At 37.4% G+C, this 16,823-nt stretch carries 12 protein-coding genes; all 12 read left to right on the top strand.

The genetic code is table 11. The annotated features are described in order from the left end of the window. The coding region (locus tag BW961_RS30815; protein WP_170878625.1) for a MinD/ParA family ATP-binding protein at positions 1-775 on the top strand (775 nt) is incomplete at its 5' end. Between the two features lie 4 nt (positions 776-779). Further along, positions 780-2,870: an ATPase, T2SS/T4P/T4SS family gene (locus tag BW961_RS28435; RefSeq protein WP_068590647.1), complete on the top strand. Its 2,091-nt coding sequence runs from the start codon at positions 780-782 to the stop codon at positions 2,868-2,870. After that, positions 2,870-3,748 (top strand): type II secretion system F family protein, encoded by an 879-nt coding sequence (locus BW961_RS28430; protein ID WP_068590645.1) that lies wholly within the window; start codon positions 2,870-2,872, stop codon positions 3,746-3,748. Before BW961_RS28435 ends, BW961_RS28430 begins: the two co-directional genes overlap by 1 nt. 17 nt (positions 3,749-3,765) lie before the next feature. After that, positions 3,766-4,668, top strand: a complete 903-nt coding sequence (locus BW961_RS28425) for a hypothetical protein (protein WP_068590643.1) — start codon at positions 3,766-3,768, stop codon at positions 4,666-4,668. 23 nt (positions 4,669-4,691) lie between these two features. After that, complete coding sequence (locus tag BW961_RS28420) at positions 4,692-4,898, top strand: hypothetical protein (RefSeq protein ID WP_068590641.1); 207 nt, start codon at positions 4,692-4,694, stop codon at positions 4,896-4,898. Between the two features lie 38 nt (positions 4,899-4,936). Beyond that, the gene (locus tag BW961_RS28415) at positions 4,937-5,320 is read left to right on the top strand and encodes a DUF4320 family protein (RefSeq protein ID WP_212568142.1); all 384 of its coding nucleotides are present in this window, start codon (positions 4,937-4,939) and stop codon (positions 5,318-5,320) included. A gap of 9 nt (positions 5,321-5,329) precedes the next feature. Then, positions 5,330-5,764 carry a hypothetical protein gene (locus BW961_RS28410; RefSeq protein ID WP_068590637.1) on the top strand — a complete coding sequence of 145 codons (435 nt, stop codon included), beginning with the start codon at positions 5,330-5,332 and terminating at the stop codon, positions 5,762-5,764. Between the two features lie 31 nt (positions 5,765-5,795). Next, positions 5,796-6,473, top strand: a complete 678-nt coding sequence (gene cpaB / locus BW961_RS28405) for a Flp pilus assembly protein CpaB (RefSeq protein WP_068590635.1) — start codon at positions 5,796-5,798, stop codon at positions 6,471-6,473. A 25-nt stretch (positions 6,474-6,498) separates the two neighbouring features. Continuing rightward, positions 6,499-7,344, top strand: a complete 846-nt coding sequence (locus BW961_RS28400) for a copper amine oxidase N-terminal domain-containing protein (RefSeq protein ID WP_082867654.1) — start codon at positions 6,499-6,501, stop codon at positions 7,342-7,344. A 37-nt stretch (positions 7,345-7,381) separates the two neighbouring features. Then, positions 7,382-9,769, top strand: coding sequence for a CARDB domain-containing protein (locus BW961_RS28395; RefSeq protein WP_068590633.1), 2,388 nt, complete (start codon positions 7,382-7,384; stop codon positions 9,767-9,769). A gap of 20 nt (positions 9,770-9,789) precedes the next feature. Continuing rightward, complete coding sequence (locus BW961_RS28390) at positions 9,790-10,200, top strand: prepilin peptidase (RefSeq protein WP_068590631.1); 411 nt, start codon at positions 9,790-9,792, stop codon at positions 10,198-10,200. Between the two features lie 639 nt (positions 10,201-10,839). Continuing rightward, positions 10,840-16,407, top strand: coding sequence for a fibronectin type III domain-containing protein (locus tag BW961_RS28380; protein ID WP_068590627.1), 5,568 nt, complete (start codon positions 10,840-10,842; stop codon positions 16,405-16,407). Positions 16,408-16,823 lie beyond the last annotated feature (416 nt).

The following is a 16,823-nucleotide window of genomic DNA, read 5'->3' as shown; positions in this document are numbered from 1 at the left end:
TTGGCCAGGAGATACACGAGCTGAAGATCCAGAGGATGGTGAATTACCCGGATCGGGTTGGCCAGGATCTAAAAGCCAAATACTTGGCAATAAGCTGAAATCAATTTTTAAGATAAAAGGAAAAACTAACAATTCAGGTGATTCCACAACTGATGAGCCACTGGATCTTAATGTAATTCAATCGAGGGTAGGTACACTTACAATCGCAGTGGGAGGTGTTAGAAGGGGAATAGGTGTAACCCACCATGCCATTCAAATTGCCTTATATCTCTCTAAGTTTGGTAATGTTGCTTGTTGTGAATTGGGAAATATTGAAGAAGCAACATTTTGGACATTTAATCCTGGAAAAGAAAATCCATTCAATATTAACAATGTAGATTTCCATCCTTGTTGTAGTAATTACGTGAATTTAGTGTATAGCAAAAAATATGATTTTGTAGTTCTAGATATTGGAAGTATTAAAAATCAAACGGGTTTAATGCCAATATCTCAAGAATTCGTAAGGGCATCTCAGAAAATACTGATCAGTTCGTCTTCAATATGGGATTATCAGGATCTGATAAAGACTATTGAGCTTTTACATTTAAATAATTATCTCAATGGTACCCATATTCTTATGAATTTTTCTAACGAAAAGGTATTTGAGGACATACAAGAATCATTGAATATCAAACAGCAGGATCATTTTGGGATTCAATTACACAAATCTACTTTAAGGCCTGACTTGTTTAAGGATTGGGATAGCGAGTTATATAGACAAATATTTGGGGGGTGACATAATGGGTTTTTCTTTAATGAAAAAGGGGATTAAGAAATTAGACAGACGCACAGAGGAATCCATATGTATAGCACTATTTGATCCAAACTCAGGAGACACTTCCGAAACTGCTATGTATTTAGCTCAAGAATGGAGAAAAAATACTGGTAAGAAAGCAGTAATCGTAGAGTTTCCATGTCTCGGACTACCACGGATGTCCGGAAGAATTGGAAATTCAGAAGGTTTATTAAAGGACCAGAGTATTGAACAGTTTTTATTGGACTTGGAACGTAAGGATCTTAAGTCATTCGATGATTACATGTTTCATGGAGAAGACGCTGATTTTATTATTGTGAACCCGAAGACAAACCTAGATATTCCAGTACTTGTGAAGCTAATTGATGCCAGTACTCCGATTGCTGCACCGATCCATTTAAAAAAAGGTCTTTCAGCTCATTATGACCTTATTTTATTCTCTCTTCAGGGGCAAATATTCCACCCTATGACTTTTGTTAGTTTGAGACAAGCTGATGGAATTATATTGAGTATCCCAGATCTATTTACTGTCCCAATTAGCTACATGAGTTATAAAAAATTGCTAAATTACGGAATTACAGAATCTCAAGTAGCCCTCTATACACCTAAGAAGATTGAAATTCCGGAAAAAATATATAGAAAAGAACAACTACTTCAATTTATCTTCTCGATCGAGAAGCGTAAAGATCATAAGAGTGACTTAACCACCAACAAGAACTTCTCGTCTCATATTGGAATTATTAATCCAGTAGAGCATGTCTCATATCAGAATACCGATCAGTTTAATCAGGCTGAATTAACTCAGAAGGATGCTGAAGTATTTAAAAGCCTTGTAGATCATACGCGTAGATATCTACGACAGCATTATAGTGATGAGTTTGTAGCTGCAATTTTTGATGAACGTGAACGGTCAAAAATTAAATACTATATTTCTGATTTTATTAGAGAACAGACTCAATATAAATTCCAAATTGATATAGATATTGTAATCGAGATGGTTCAGCGCGAAATAACTGAAATGGGAGTACTGCAACCAGCACTTGATGATCCTAAGGTTTCTAGTATAGAAATAAACGGTCCAGACGAAGTGATTTGTGAAACTAGTGGAGTTCCAACGCATGATGAATCGATTAGATTTCAGGACAATGAACATATTTATTCTGTTATCTCAAAAATGCTTACTCCAATGGGCCGGACATTATCTGCAAATGATCCTGTAATTGATTCAAATTATAGAGGATTTCGACTAAACGTTACTTTGGATCGAAACAGAGGAGGAATAAGTTCGAATCACCCGATTATTTCAATCCGTAAATTCCCACCTGATATATATAGTGATGATGATTGTATTGCATACGGAAATATGAGTGAGGAAATTGTTGAATTTTTTCAAGATGTTTATCCTCTTGGGGTCAACGTAATAATTGGTGGTTCTGTTAATACCGGTAAGACCTCTCATCTTATCCGCATACCCTTATATCTCCCCGAACTCACGAGGATCTTAACCATTGAAGATTCTGAGGAGATGATGTTGAAACAAAAGGAGGCGTATCAGTCATACCCGAATATAGCAGCCTTTATTGTAAAAGAGCATGAGAATCCGCGTAGACGATATAACATTGCAAAGATTGTAAAAGTAACGTTACGACAGAATCCTGATTGGATATTAATTGGTGAAGTACGCGACGGAGAAGCAGCATCAGAAGCTCTAGAAGCTGCTAATACAGGAAATAGTATTGCTCTTAGTATTCATGCTAACGATGCTGAAATGACAGCAGTTCGCTTTATGCAGCTTTCAGGTAACAATGAGATAGCTGCAAGTCAGGTTGGCTCAACAATGGATATGATTATTTTCCTAGAAAATGTGAGTAGTAGGAGAATTGTTACTGAGATTTCGGAACTATTATCTTTTGAAGGTAATCACCCCGTATTAAATACAATTTTTAAATATGATTTCAATTCAAAAACCCATAAACGTGTTGGATCTTTGATAAAACTAGCAGAAAAAATGAAAAAAAAGGGAGCACCGGTCCGAATTTATGAACGTTGGTGCAATGTGATTGAGGTGTATGAATAATGAGCGTCTATTTGTATGCTATATTACCTGTTATTTGGATTATAGCTTTAAATGTAGCTCTTCCGAAAATAGAAAATACAAATATTTATAAGAAGAAAAGTGAAAAGTTATCTGGATTTCTTGGTTATCAGAAGATACATAAAGATGCTGCTGATGCTGGAGTTCAACTAAATAAGAAAGAGTTCATATTGATTACCCTTGGGTCAATTGCTATAGGGATAATAATTACTATTGTACTTAAGAATTATTTCTTTCTTGCCGTGGGGATGACATTAAGTTATATGCTGCCGAGGTACTTCGTTTCAAAATTAAAAAGAAATCGTCGGCAAAAAATCCTGTTTGAATTACCAGGTAATTTAAAATTATTAACAAGCAAGCTAATAGATTTCCCGTCTGTACAATCAGCCCTTGAACAATCTGTAAATGATATGCATGGGGAGACCAAGACGTTTTTCGAAGAAATGCTAGCAGATTTAAAAACAGGGTTTTCAGTAGAATCAGCATTAATTGAGATGAAAAGAAAAACCTGTATAAAGAGATTTGATGATTTTGCTGAAAAATTGTTAATGGCAGATGAACAAGGATTTCATGATCGGTCAATTCACAGTCTTAAGGAAACTGGCCGAGATATGACAGCTGACAATCTGGTACTGAAAGAAATGCAGATAAAGGCTAAAAAGGATATGAGGAATCTTTATATAGTGACTATATTATCTTGGGCTATGCCAACAGTATTATCCAGCGTAAATACAAACAACTCTAATGTATTTTTGGATACACAATACGGACAGATTTATATAGTGTTTTTCGTTCTAGTTACGCTCTACTCAATTATCAAAGCAGAAGATTTTGTATCCTTGAATCTCGATGAAATATGAAGGGAGGTGGTGGTTAGATGGGGGTATTACTTGCGTTAGGAGGAGTGATTATCTTCCTTTTCTTAATTCCTATGATAAATTGGTTTGTTCCGGATTTTAAATATGAAAGAGAGGTTTCTCGTAGAGCTATTAAGCTAGCAAGATCAGAAAGAGAAATGAAAATAGCCGGAAAGGGAAAGACAACAATATATGTAGCAGAAAAAATCATACCAAGACTGAATAAGTTCTCGTTGTTTAATCTAGATCGGATTGTCGGATCAAATATGAGGCAAATGGTCGAAACTCTTGGGAAATACGATTCATTGGAAGAAATGGTAGCATCAAAGCTAGTTTTTGCTGCAATGTGTACTGTACCTATTGCCTTTACTGCATTTGCATTCAATGCATTACATTTCTTAATTCCAGTTTTTTTTATTGTATTTTTTGTAAAGGGAATACGAGATGTAAAAGGATCGTTTTCGAAAATGCAGAGAGAGATTACAAAAGACCTTCCAAAACTTATTGAGAAAATGATGATGGCTTTAGAGACAGGGAAATCGTTCATTGTGGTTTTTCGAGAACTTGAAAGAACCAGTGGTCCGAGAATGAAGAGGCTATTAAAAAGATTGAATAGTAATCTTCAGGATATGGATCATGCCTCAGCTATTGAGATGTTTGCAAAAGAAACTACGATTCCAGTAATGTTGCAATTTTCTTCTGCTGTGAAGATTGGTATTAATTCAGGTTACGAAGAGGCAAAGGATTATTTTGAAGATCTACGTGATGAGATAGTCCAGTTGCGAAGAACGGCACTTACTGAAATTACTAGTAGTCGTCCTGAAAGACTAAAACTGCTTCAATTAGCATTAATAATGTGTTCAGTGATCAGTGTTGTTATTTGTTTTGTAAGTCTATTTTCAGAACTAGGGAAAACAATATAAAAAAAATTTAGGGGGAATATAAAATGTTGAAGAAAAACGTGGGTAAAGTTAAGGAACTTATGATTAGAAAGGTGTATACAGTTGCTAATCAGAAAGGTCAAAGTAACGTGGGTACAATGCTTTGGATTTTAGGTGGAGTGCTTTTATTTGTTGTAGTTCTTGGACTTGTTCAAGGTTGGCTTCCAGAGTTAATGGAAAAAATCAAAGGCAAGATTAATGGTTTATTATGATCCAAAGGATCAAAAGAATATTAAATCAGCGCGGAGATATGAATGCAATTGGTACTCTCTTTATTATTTTAATTATTGTGATCTTTATCTTCGTTGGTATTGATGTTTACGGTTTTATGAGCACAAAAAATAAGCTAACTCAGGCAGCGCAAGAAACTCTTGAGATCATGAAATCAGATGGTGGATTCGATTATGACACAAGAGAGTTCTTTATGGATTATGCCCGAAAACGAGGTTTGGATCTCTCTACGATAACAGTGGATGGAACACCAAAGTTGGTCCAACGGGGAAATTCTATTGAACTAAAGACATCTACAGTTTACGTCTTGAAAGCATTAAAACCATTGGGATTAGGTGAACTGAAGTGGGATGTTAATGTAAGTGTAGATGGGTTGGCGCGAACTTATTTCCGAGAAGGTTAGGAGATCAGAATGAATAGCCCTGTGAAACTAATGTTATTGATTTATTTTCTAGTATTTGGCCTGTTAGCTTCAGTAGATTTGATATCTATAAGTAGGGCTGAAGATAATATTAAAAGGAGCTTAGATAGAGCGATTGATGGAGGTATTATCTATGGTACCAACGAGGATGATTACTCTAAAGGTCTTATCTATCTTAATGAGGATAAAGTTCGTCAGGGTGTACGAGATCTAATTCAGAAAAATTTGAAATTAGAACCAACATTGAGTAGTGAGGCTTATCAAAATGGGGAACTTATTGTTAATATCACTTATCATGACGGGGTACCGAGAGTTGAAGCTACCTTCAGAGCTGCTATCAAGATGATCGCGGGAGGAATGGTAGGACTGGACACGTACCCTTTAGAGATTACAAAACGGACACCGTATCTTTCGGACTATAAGTAGCACTTATTATTAGAAGGGAGAATAGAGAAACTTGAAAAAAACTTGGAATAAAGTAACCCGTCGCATTCTGATCGTTTTGGGTGCAGCTATTATTACTTTTAGTATGGTATTTCTTGCAAATAGCTTTGTAAAAAAAAATACAGACTTAGTTCAGGTAGTAGTTGCTAAAGAAAATGTTTCACCGTATCAATCGCTTAAAGACATGGTAATGTATCGTGATGTTGTTAGAAGTGAGGTACCCGAGGATGCGATAAAAGATGTAAAAGAATTAGAAGGTGAATGGTTCGCTAACGATGTTGGATTTTACAAAGCTAGTCCCATTATGAAGTCGGGGATAACAACAAGTGAAAATTCAAAATATGGGGAAACACTAGAATTAAAAGAGGGAGAGCGTCTGATAGGAATTAAAGTTGATCAAGCGCAAAGTGCCGGTGACTATATTAAGCCAGGCGTGTTAGTGGATGCAATTGTATATGTTAAATCAGAAGAAGGTACGATAGTTATCGGACCTGAAGAAGATCCTGATTTGGCTGGGTTACTTGTATTGGCACGACAGAATTCAGAAGGTACAACGCCTGGGGAAGATGGAAGAAGTTTAGTCCCAGCCGTTGCGATTATCGAAACATCAAACAAAGACGTAAGAAAAAAGTTAGTCCGATATCAAGAGGAAGGCAAAATTTATTTATCTCCATCAGGAGTTGAAAAATAGTAATACAGAATAGGAGAGTGTACTTGTGAAAAAAGGAATCATATCATTTCTTTGCTTGATTATGCTTTTAACGACTGCAGGAATAGCAGTAGCTGCTTCAGAGATCACGGTTAAAGTAAATCAAAAGACAGTCGTTTTTCCAGATGCAAAACCTTATGTGGAGGGTAGTAGAGTTATGATCCCGGTGAGGTTCGTTTCTGAGGCACTAGGAGCAAAGGTAGATTATAAGAATAAAACAGTTTTAATCGAAAAAGATGGAAAGAACATTAGTATGAAAGTAGATAGTATGACCGTTCTTGTATCCGGTAAAAAGATCATGTTAGATGTACCTGTACGAATGAAGAAGGAGCGAGTATTCGTACCTTTACGTTTTGTATCTGAAGCACTGAATTCTAACGTGGATTGGAATGCAAAAGAACAAATCGTTACGATCACAACAAAAAAAGGTCCACAATTACCAACAGAAACACCATTTCAGTGGGGAACCGAGACTAATCTAGGGAAATCATTATTTATAAATAATATGACAGTACAAAACGGAAAATTAAGATTTTCTCTTCCAATAAATTCGAAGGCAGTTCTATACAAGCCAGGTAATGGTAATGGAGAGGTTCTGAAGTCCGGGGAGGATTATACGTATAGTTTAGGCAAAAGCCAAGGGTACTTAATGATTACTATGGTCTATCCGGGAAAGGAAACAGTGGAAGGCTACGCGGTGTATTTAGACACCAATAGTGAGAACTTAGATGGTAAATTTGCAAACATAAGTAATGATGCAGCGGTTGAAACTACTGTGATTATTAATGGAAAGATGGTTAGTTCAGCATCAACGTTATCTAAAGTTATTGAATCTATAAAAAAACTTAAATAATGTTCATGTCACGATTGTGGGGAAGCGAAGGTGAATAATGAAAAAGCGTATATTATTCCTTCTCCTACTTACCTTTGTTCTTAGCGCGGTGGTAGTACAAGCTGCTACAACTGATCCAATGCTTAAGAGTAGAGTAGGTTGGAGCTACGGGAAAACAGGTGACTTTTTGAACGGACATATACCGGCTCTTGATGAGACGGTAGTTAGACCATGGGAGTTATTTCAATGGAAGGCTATTTTTCATCAATCTGATGGAACAGCAAATACAATTAACAATTATGACGTTTTCAATGTTAAGAAAAAAATTGATGATCCTAATTTTGATAAGGAAAACGGATTAGGTTTGGTGCATAAAAGCAAGTTGGGTTTAGGAGACTTATTTGATGCCGTTATGACAGGGCAAAAAGTGAATGCAAAGCAACTATCATACTTTAGAGAAAGCTTCGTAAGTAATGCAGAGGATCCAATTTTCAAGGCAGGACATCCCTTCTTCTATACCGTAGATGGAGCTAAGTTCTTACGGATATCTGGTATTCTACCTAGGATGGGAGTTATTTTTGATAGAACTGAAAAGGTGAGTGAAAGTGATCATAGAGCACACTTTAATGGTTCGAAATGGCCTGAACTGAAGGTATCTACAGATGGTAAACTCAATATTAATTTTACTGCTTATGGTTATACAGAACGTAATATACGGATAATTGCCACTCCAAAGGGAAGTTTCCCAGATCTAAGTTTAGTGATGAACCTAAACGATAATAAACTAATAAATACTTCAGTAGATGCATATGACGGATCTTTGAAAGTGGGCTACAACGATATTGTAAAAATGCTAGGAAAAGAAGTAGATATTATTCTGGATGATGGATATGGAAGAACGGCTATCAAAAGTGTGACTCTTCCAGAAGAACCAGAGAAAATGGATTTTGTACCAACAAAACTCACATTGACTGAAGGTGGCCAATTATGGCTTAAATTCCGATACGATGGTGACGATTTTAATAGATCAGAATTTGCAAATGCTCGTGGCATTCCAAATACTGCAGACGTTAAAATTGGCGGTGCGGTTACAGCAGAATTCACAATGCCGGGTATGTTTAATGAGCTGCCGGCAACCATTAAAAATGGTCAAGAATTTTCATCACTATTAGGGAAAATCGAAGTCGGAGATAAACCAGGTAAATATTATATCAAGGTTACTGCGTTGGTTAATAATCCTAATCATCCTGATAGGGCTTTGGAAACTCCTGCTAAATCATATTTAAATAATGAAGTAAATGGTGAATGGGTAATTGACATTGCAGGTCCACAAAATGACTTAATAGCACAGTCAGTTACAGTATCTCCTTCATCGATGACTGAAGGTGAAAAAGGAACAATATCTGCGAAAGTAAAAAATATTGGATCAACTAATCAGAATAATGTTCTAATACGTTTCTATGATAATCAAAAACAAATATATGAAGTAAGAAAGAATATGCCTGCAAATGAAGTGATCTCAGTAGGAGGATTTTCATGGACGGGATCCCAAATTGGTGTGCATAGTATTTCAGTTCATGTGGATCCAGAGCGAGAGGTCCCTGATAAAGACAGGACAAACAATATCGCAGTAACAGGCTGCAGTGTTTCGGGGAGTAGTGGTGGGTCATCAGGTAAGAATTGTTCTAAAACGAATGTCGATAATAACTGGACAGTTACTTATAGACTAATCACAGGATATCACACCAAAACAGGAACGACTACTTGGACTGATAGTGCTGGGAAATCTCACTCATCCACTTATACGTATACGGACTACAGCGATCCAATATGGGAGAGTCGTAATGTTGGTTATAGTGAATCGCTCGATATAATTGCAGCGGTTAACACTAAACAGGGTATTGTGACAGATAATAAGCGTCCCAAAACTAGTGATCGCGAAAGTAGAGGAAGTTGGGCAATCATACCTTGGTCTGCTAAGAATGGATTAGATCCTAACAAGGTGACACGTGCAGGATATGGATTTGAAATAAAGGTGACAACAAAGTATGAGACGAATTGGGAGAAAAAAGTACCTGTTGGATTAGAAGGTACAGCTAAACCTTTTGGTGGTAAGTATGTTGGACCTTCCCCTGGAGAGGTTGTAGCAAAAATTTATAACTCGAAAGGGAATTTCGTTGAGACTTTAACATTAGAAAGAACTAGTGGAGGAGATACAGGAACTGCAGTATGGGAATTACCAAAGAAGTTGCATCGTTTCCAAGATGGTCAAGAAGCACTTGAAAGGAAATATTACACTAATAAAGACTGGAGTGACGGTGATGTGACCGTACAAATAGTCGTCACTGATTCTGGTTCACAAGGGAATATCGAAGGGTGTAGCTCACAAAAAGTGAGAATATATGGAAGTATGTACGAAGACAGTCAAAACATACGAATTAAATAACAAACTAGTAAAGGAGATTTATGGGGCAATTAGCAGAAATAGTTCTATTGTTTTTTTGGTTGACTTGTTTTTCAATACAGGATTTCCGTTTTAGAGTAGTTCCTGGAAAATGGGTTATCACCGCGATAGGTTCAAGCATTGTATTAAGAATATTCTATTCTCCAGATCCAATATGGCAGTATCTTGTGGCAGCACTTTGTACGGGAGGGATATTCTTTATTATAAGTATGATAAGAAATGGGGATATTGGAGGCGGCGATGTTCAGTTGAACGCTTGGCTGGGCCTTACAATCGGTCTAATGCCCACGCTTTGGATCGATGTAGTGTCTTGTATTTTAGCTGTTATTTTCTCTCTTATAAGTCGGAGAAGGGAGGCGTTTCCATTCGTACCATTTATGTTCTTAGCTACGATATTAGTATATGTAATCTAAATGGGGATTTGGTATGAAGAGAATATTTAAGTTGTTGGATATCTCAGTGTGGTTACTATTAATTTCAACTATTGATATTCAGATTATTTTTATCATCCTTGTTACTCTAACAATTATAAACGGAGCGTATTTTATTAGGACCAGAAGAAGTTCTAAACGCCTAAATCGTTTCTATGAGTACACACTAAGGGCTGAAGGGAAGATTTATCTACATTTTACACCACGTATCTTATTTGGATATTGGGCAGATTCTAAAACTCTCACTGAATGCCGTAATAACGCTATTTCGATACTTCAAATGAAAGGATATACGGAAGTAAGAGGAGAAACTATAAGTTTGTGTAAGATTAATGATTCTCAGGGTTACTTAGTGGAAGAGAAGTTGAGTAAATGGAGTTGGAATGGAATATTCACAATCATGTCTACCCTTATCCTAACGTGTTCGAATTTAAGGAATATATGTACATTAACGATTGTGAGGAAAATATATCTTTTAATATTTAGAAACACGTTTAATAGTTATTTATATTTCGATAAATAAAAGTTTATAAGTGGAGGCAGGGAACTTCTCCTGTCTCTTTTTTTACCATAAGATCCATGATTTTAGTCGTAATATTGAAAATTGAGAGGATGACTTTTATGTCTGATAGAATTAATAGGAAAAATATGCTAATGGTGCGGATGTTTGTTGTAATGTTGATAATATTCATGCTTCCTGCATTTTCAAGTGGGAAAGCGGAGGCAGCTCCGCAGTATGTGTGGGAGAAGTTTTCCGTAGTTCAGGTACCAACTTACAAATCTAGTCACATTGGAACTAGTACTTTAGATAGTATAAACTCAAACAATTCATGGTATGCCAATGTATTAGTCGATCCTAAAACAGGCGTCCTTACAGGGGATGGAGTGTTTAAATATCCTGTAGGGGGGTCAAACGATTATAGTTTTTTTGAAATCACAAGTCCAACAACTTATCAGCGAGTAACGGTGACTGAGGTCTGGAACGGGGGTGGGAGTACAACTTTCCAATATGAGGCTTTCAAATATCAAGTTGCGCTTGGTACTGGAGACGGGAAAGGATCGAGTCTAGGGTATGTAACGAGTACTACGAGCGGTTTGTACCCCACGAATGGAATATATGGGTCTTACTGGTATGTATCTAAAGGAATAAACACCGCCCCAGTTCTATCACTAACCTCATCTGGTGATAAAACACTATACAACGATGGTGGAACCTTCACCATGACAGGTACAGTCCAAGATGCCGACAACGATTCAGTTAGTGTTTCCGCAACCATAGGCGGTGTGTTGAAATCAACTACAGTGACAGGCACTACAACCGCGAAAAGTTGGACACTGACATGGTCAGGGTCTGAGATACCTGTTGGGGTTTACACAAATCCGGTAGTGACAGCTAGTGATGGTTCAGAAATTGCATCAGCTAGCTATGTAGGGAAATTAACAATACAGGCACAGATTTATTATTACTGGAGTAAATTTACGGCTGTCCCTGATACCTATGGGAATTTTACTGGACCTGGTATATCAGGGGCTGTAAAAATTGTAACAGGTAAAGTTTATTATGGGGGATATTTTGGTGGTCCCGATCCAGAATCAGGATCTGAAAATGCCAGTGGTTGGAATAGTGCCAATGGTGCATTTAATTGGAGCTATGATTATGTGGTGAGGGAGACCTATCCAACTCTGTCTATTCATTCTTCATATAATGGAGTTCCTACAGATAATGACACTAAATTTTACCTAGAAGGTGGAAAGGTTTTCATGGTAAAGCATAGTACTGTAACTAACGTTTATGGTCGTACTCGTGATGACTATGTTATTTATCAGTTAATTGCTGCAGATCCCAACATTAAGAAGCAAGGGACGCTTGTTCAAGCTAATATTAAAGCAGCACAGAACACTTATCCAGATAATGGAATACATTCAGATGGTTATTGGTACGTTAAATCTGGTACAGTTCCTAACAACTTGCCAGCATTAGCAGTAACCCAATCAGGATCAAAGTCAATCAACCTCAAATCAGGATCTGACACTTTCACGATATCTGGTACTACTACAGATGCTGATAACGAAACAATTTCGGTTACAGCAACACTAGGTGGTGTAGCAAAGCAAGTGGCTGTATCCAATACGGCAACAGCCAAAGCATGGTCACTAACATGGCGTACAAGTGAATTTACTACTGGAGGTTCCTTCAGTAATCCTGTCATCACAGTAGACGATGGACGTGGTGGGGTAGCAACTGCAACGTATACGGGTTCTTTGACTGTAGATAAGACAGCGTTGTTTTATTGGGACAAGTATAGTGTAAAGGAATTAACCACGTATGAGGTCAAGTACACTTCGGATGGATCTAGTTCCAACATGAGTAGTATCTACGGGTTCAGCAGTTATTCATTAGATTCTTTTACGGGTAAATTTACAGGCGTGGGCACGCCTAGTAATGGTACTGCTTTACCTAACACGGATGTAAGTAGATATACTATAGCCTCTGATGGTAATTCTGTGCGATTGCTTTCATTGTATCCTGATAGGACGGTTGATTACACTGTATTAACGACAATAGCCAAAACTCAAAAGACAAAAGGAACACTTATCCAATCCAATATATTAGATCTAGATAAGACCTATCCAGACAACGGGATACATGTGGACGGGTATTGGTATGTTAAAAAATCAAATAATAACTTGTTCCCATTATTAACTGTAGTAAGCGAAGATAAGGTAGTAAATTCATCTTCTAAGGAGATCAAAATTAAAGGGACTCTAAAGGATGCTGATAATGATACAGTAACAGTTTCAGCTACGATTGCGGGGGTCACAAAGACTGTATCCGTTTCTGAGACTGGGGTAGTTAAGGACTGGACGCTTACTTGGTTAGCAAATGAGTTGCCAGAGGGTATCCACTCTAATTTTAATGTGACGGCCAATGACGGAAAAGGCGGCATTGAAACAGTAATGTACAGAAGTACAATCATGTACGATAAGACTGCACCTAGTTTAGCCAGTATTAAGGTGAATCCAATAGGATGGTCGAAGGAAGCTACTGTAGAAGTAACTCCAGGAACTGATACACTCTCAGGGGTGAAAAATACTGAATACAGGGTCGATCAAGGACCTTGGGTTGAGTACTCGTCTCCAGTGAAAATGAATACTGAAGGTACATTTAAAGTGTCGGCAAGGAGTACTGATCATGCAGGAAATATAACTGATGAGGTATCCGACAATGTACAAATTGATTTGACCAATCCGGAGATTTCCATTAGTCCGGATACAAAAACCTGGTCCTCTGAAGATGTAGACATTCGAATTAACTTTAGTGATATTCTATCAGGGATCAACGTAAATGAGAGGAAGTATAAGGTCACCGCAACAGAAGATATTCCAACCCTGTGGGATACGGCAAATAAAGATGACTTCCATCTCAACCTATCTCAAGAAGGTAGATGGTTTGTACATGCCAAAACACAAGATAACGCTGGTAACAAGGCGACTGCAAAAAGTGAAGTATTTGAAATGCAGCGCAATCCCGTTCTTCCAAGTGATTTCCGAGCAAGTACAATTGGGGATCACTTTGTAGAAATTCAATGGGATTTACCGAGCACTTCCTTTACAGATGGATACCAATATAACGTAGAGAACGTTACAACTGGTAAGAAGTGGACGGTAGAATACCCAGAACATATGATAAGGGAAGATAGTTTGCAAGCAGGGACTAAATATTCTTATCGAATTAAGGTTAAAAACCATGTAGGAGAAACGCCATTTAGTAGCGATTTGCAAGTTCTTACCCTACCTAGCGGAATATCTAGTTTGAAGATACTTCCAGTAGAACGGGTGAGTAGTGAAGCTATCGTTTCTTTCGATGTCGTTCAGTCTGCTGAGAGGTATCATATTAAAATAGAAGAGAGCCAGTCACATAAAGTGATCTTTTCTAATACTGTTACGGATAATAAGAATATTATCGTAACTGGCTTATCTCCAGGAATTCAGTATGTTTTACAGATAGTTGCTGAGAATAGCAGCGGACTAGGTGAAACATCGTCAATAGGATTTTTATCTTTACCAGGAGAACCTGGGGAATTTAAAGCAGTACAAATTCTAGAAAATCAAATTGATGTTGAATGGAATGGAGCAAATACAGCTAGTATGTATGAGCTACTTAGGAATAAGCAATCTGCATATGTAGGAGATAAAACAAAATATACAGATAAAGACCTGGAATCCGGAACATCTTATAACTATCAAGTGTCTGCTACAAATAGTACAGGCTTTGGGGCAATATCATATCTAGATGATATTTTGACGTTGCCTAGTCAAGTGAAGACGGTGACCGCTGATACTTACGGCACGGATCAATTTACTATTCGCTGGAAAGATGTCACAGGGGCAGATAAATATTATATTACGATAGATGGTGAAATAGAGGCAGAGGTACGCAATGGTAAAGGACTTTATGTTCAAAAAGGTCTTGTACCAGGAAGGCAATACAGAGTGGGAATTTATGCAAGTAACAAAAGTGGGTCGGGATCAATAAATGAAGTAATGATCTCTACTTTACCAGATCAACCGAAAGATTTATCTGTTGATTCAATTACGGAAAACTCTGCAGTTCTTCACTGGAAGAAAGTAGCCGGGGCAGATATGTACAGAGTCACCATCAATGGAAAATCCTACGATGTTTCTGACAATAAGATTAGTATCACTAACTTAATCGGTGGGCAACATTATACTTTTGAAGTAATGGGAGGTAATGTATCTGGCTTTAGTGAATCTGCTACAGAGGGGTTCCTCACACTTCCTTCAGAGGTTAATAACATTAGAGTAAAGAACCATACAGCAACAACTTTGCAGTTAGTATGGGATGGAGTTATATCAGCTCTTAAGTATCATGTTACTTTCAATAATCGAGTTATAGTAACGGATAAACCTGGTGTAACAATCGATTCTCTGGTACCGGGTGAGACATATACCTTTATGTTGAAAGCAGTTAATGATACCGGTGAAGGTATGGAATCCAATTATGTTTGGAGAACTATTCCATCGGAAACTGTGGGAGAGATTAGGATTGAAGAAGTGACTGTTTCGACGGTCACACTATCATGGGATGCCATAGATGGGGCTGATCAGTATCGAATTGTTGTTCCAGGACAAAAGGATAAGATTACTACGGATCTAAAAGTAATAATAAGTGGTTTAGAAAGCGCGAAAGAATACGATTCTTTAAAATTATTCCCTATGAATACGACAGGCGATGGAAAAGAATTATTGGTGGGATCATTTGTAACGTTACCTGGTGGGGAATTGAAAGTGAAAACAGAAATAAAGGAACATGAGATCACATACAAGTTTGAATTAACTTCTCCTAATGAAATCATCGTAATTTCAAAAGATGGGAAGGAAATATATAGAGGACAAGATAAGGAATTTACATTAGGAGGAATTGAATCCGGAAAAGAAGTAATTGTTGATGTGTGGACAGAAAATAGTGTGGGGGACCAGTCGGCAAAACAAATCATAAAAGATAAAACGTTGGATGCACCAGTTGTGTCTAGACCAGGATCCGAAACGGAGAATAACTATAATTCTGGTGATCAGGGAAAACCGGGTTTAGAAGAAGATAAATCAAAAGGTGATATATCTGATGAGCTAGATACTAACACGAAAAAAATATTTAATGATATTGACGGTTTATACAATAAAAATCAAGTTCTTGCTCTTTGGGAACAAGGTGTAGTAAAAGGAGAAGGAGAGTTTCAACCTAAACGTAATATTACACGAGCGGAATTTATGTCAATGATAGTCAGAGCGCTAGATCTGCAGCCTAAGGAATCAAATGAAATGAGATTTAAAGATATTTCAAATGATGCTTGGTATTATAAAGAACTTAAAATCGCCTATGCTAACAAATTAGTAAAAGGATTTAGTGAAACAGAGTTTAGACCTAATGACACTTTAACTAGAGAACAAGCATCTAAAATGTTATCAAATATGATACAACCAGTAGATAAGAGTGGAAAAGTTTTTAAAGATCAGAAAAAAATATCAACATGGGCTAAAGGTGCTGTGGAAGTATTATCTTCAAAAGAGATAGTAGCAGGTTATCCTGATGAAACATTTAGACCAAAGATTTCAGTCAATCGTGCTGAAGGAGTTTCATTTATATACAAATTTATTCAAACTATATAATTTACTTGAGAGGCTAAATGCCTCTCTTTTTTTGAGTGTTGATATCGAAAAAATGAGTGGGCAAAATCAATAAATGCACTGACGCTGAAAACAAATGGGATCGGTGGGAGCTGCAGCCCATGTAATTCGTCGCAGCACCCAGGAACCGTTCAATAGAAAATGGCTGGCATAAATGAGCAAATGCTCTGCGGATCCGGACGACCTGGATGGGAGCAACAGCTGATGTGATTTTTCTTCAGCTCTGCAGCCAGGAACTATTCAATAGAAAAGAGCTGGCCATAATGAGAAGTTGCTCTGCGGATCCGGAGGACCGGGATGAGTGGGAGTTTTAGGATGATGTGATTCGTCTTCAGTAGCAGCCAGTAACCGGCCAATAGAAAAGAGTTGGCCATAATGAGGAGTTGCTCTGCGGATCC

It is taken from the genome of Paenibacillus macquariensis, assembly GCF_900156375.1.
Lineage (GTDB): Bacteria > Bacillota > Bacilli > Paenibacillales > Paenibacillaceae > Paenibacillus_AQ > Paenibacillus_AQ macquariensis.
The sequence above is the reverse complement of the archived record's forward strand: the minus strand, read 5'-3'. Positions and strand labels throughout refer to the sequence as shown.

Excerpts from the sequence above, each read along its gene's own strand:
- BW961_RS28380 (WP_068590627.1), top strand. The coding sequence starts at position 10,840 with ATGTCTGATAGAATTAATAGGAAAAATATGCTAATGGTGCGGATGTTT.
- BW961_RS28425 (WP_068590643.1), top strand. The coding sequence starts at position 3,766 with ATGGGGGTATTACTTGCGTTAGGAGGAGTGATTATCTTCCTTTTCTTA.
- BW961_RS28390 (WP_068590631.1), top strand. The coding sequence starts at position 9,790 with ATGGGGCAATTAGCAGAAATAGTTCTATTGTTTTTTTGGTTGACTTGT.
- BW961_RS28420 (WP_068590641.1), top strand. The coding sequence starts at position 4,692 with ATGTTGAAGAAAAACGTGGGTAAAGTTAAGGAACTTATGATTAGAAAG.
- BW961_RS28410 (WP_068590637.1), top strand. The coding sequence starts at position 5,330 with ATGAATAGCCCTGTGAAACTAATGTTATTGATTTATTTTCTAGTATTT.
- BW961_RS28415 (WP_212568142.1), top strand. The coding sequence starts at position 4,937 with ATGAATGCAATTGGTACTCTCTTTATTATTTTAATTATTGTGATCTTT.
- BW961_RS28435 (WP_068590647.1), top strand. The coding sequence starts at position 780 with ATGGGTTTTTCTTTAATGAAAAAGGGGATTAAGAAATTAGACAGACGC.
- BW961_RS28430 (WP_068590645.1), top strand. The coding sequence starts at position 2,870 with ATGAGCGTCTATTTGTATGCTATATTACCTGTTATTTGGATTATAGCT.
- BW961_RS28395 (WP_068590633.1), top strand. The coding sequence starts at position 7,382 with ATGAAAAAGCGTATATTATTCCTTCTCCTACTTACCTTTGTTCTTAGC.